Source organism: Vibrio sp. D431a, assembly GCF_030248655.1.
Classification (GTDB): Bacteria; Pseudomonadota; Gammaproteobacteria; order Enterobacterales; family Vibrionaceae; genus Vibrio; species Vibrio alginolyticus.
On record NZ_JAHGAP010000115.1, the window covers coordinates 1 to 1085 of the forward strand.

General features: G+C 39.3%; 2 protein-coding genes. Both read left to right on the plus strand.

Features of this window, described 5'->3' with window-relative positions; translation table 11 throughout:
- Positions 1–142 precede the first annotated feature (142 nt).
- Positions 143–538, plus strand: a complete 396-nt coding sequence (locus KJB35_RS28355) for a hypothetical protein (protein ID WP_285358387.1) — start codon at positions 143–145, stop codon at positions 536–538.
- Complete coding sequence (locus KJB35_RS28360; protein WP_285358389.1) at positions 529–951, plus strand: hypothetical protein; 423 nt, start codon at positions 529–531, stop codon at positions 949–951. The genes KJB35_RS28355 and KJB35_RS28360 overlap by 10 nt, the downstream gene beginning before the upstream one ends.
- Positions 952–1085: the final 134 nt, after the last annotated feature.

Below are 1085 nucleotides of genomic sequence, written 5' to 3' on the forward strand. Positions count from 1 at the left end.
GGCATTTTCACTATGCGTTTAATTTAGTGATTAAGGTGGTTTGCGGCGGCTTTTGTATTGCGTTGCTCACCCCTTAGCAGGGCGTTATGCATTAAATTTGAATAGGTTACTCGATGAAACTTATTGATGAAATAATAGAAATTTGAGTTCAGAAGAAAGCAGCTTAAAAACAGCTTTATTAAAAACAAAGGTGTTGCTACATAAACTCGGTGAAAAAGAAATCTTGGACTGGGTTGATAGTGAGTTAAGAGGTTACCAATCCATAGACTCGTTGCCAAGCTATAGGGTGGTTCATGTCTCTGTATTAGGTAATGTAAGTAACATGGCTTACCGCCAGACACACCAAGTTTTGCCGATGATGCACTTAGATAAGTCAATTAGAGAGAAGCTAGATACACGTTTTCTCACTGATAGTATTGCTGTCATCAGCGAATATTCAAAGCGCGATGATTTGCAAATAACAATTGCACCTGAGTATTACCCACTATTATCAAAGGGCTTGAGTAATGGCTATCAGGTAGAAACGGCGTGGGTATGACTTCATCGGGTGTCATGACGCAAGTATTAACAGAAGTAAATTCGAGGTTATTGGATTTTGTCCTTGAACTGTCGGAAAAATTTCCATCTGAAATGGATACAGAAGAGATGAGGTCAAGGGCAAAGGAGGTGGGTGTGTCTGACTTATTTAATAATGCAGTTTTTGGTGATAACACTACGATAGTTGTGGGTGACTCAAATACCCAAAATGTGCGAAACAGTATCAATAGAAATGACATACATTCACTAGTTGAAGTCTTGAAACAGAATAAGGTGAGTGATGCTGATATTAACGCTCTTAAACTAGCTATAGAGAAAGATCAGGATACTGAAGAGGTCAAAACTGGACAGTTTGGAAAAGAGGTATCTTCTTGGATGGGGACTATGGTGAGCAAAGCAGCATCTACCGTCTGAGACATAAAAGTTGGAGCAGCAGGTAGTTTGCTTGCAACCGCAATTGGTAAGTATTACGGCTTTTAATGCATAACAAACTGTTTAAGAGTGATTCGCAACGCGTGGCATTTTTACTATGCGTTGGTTTAAGTGAT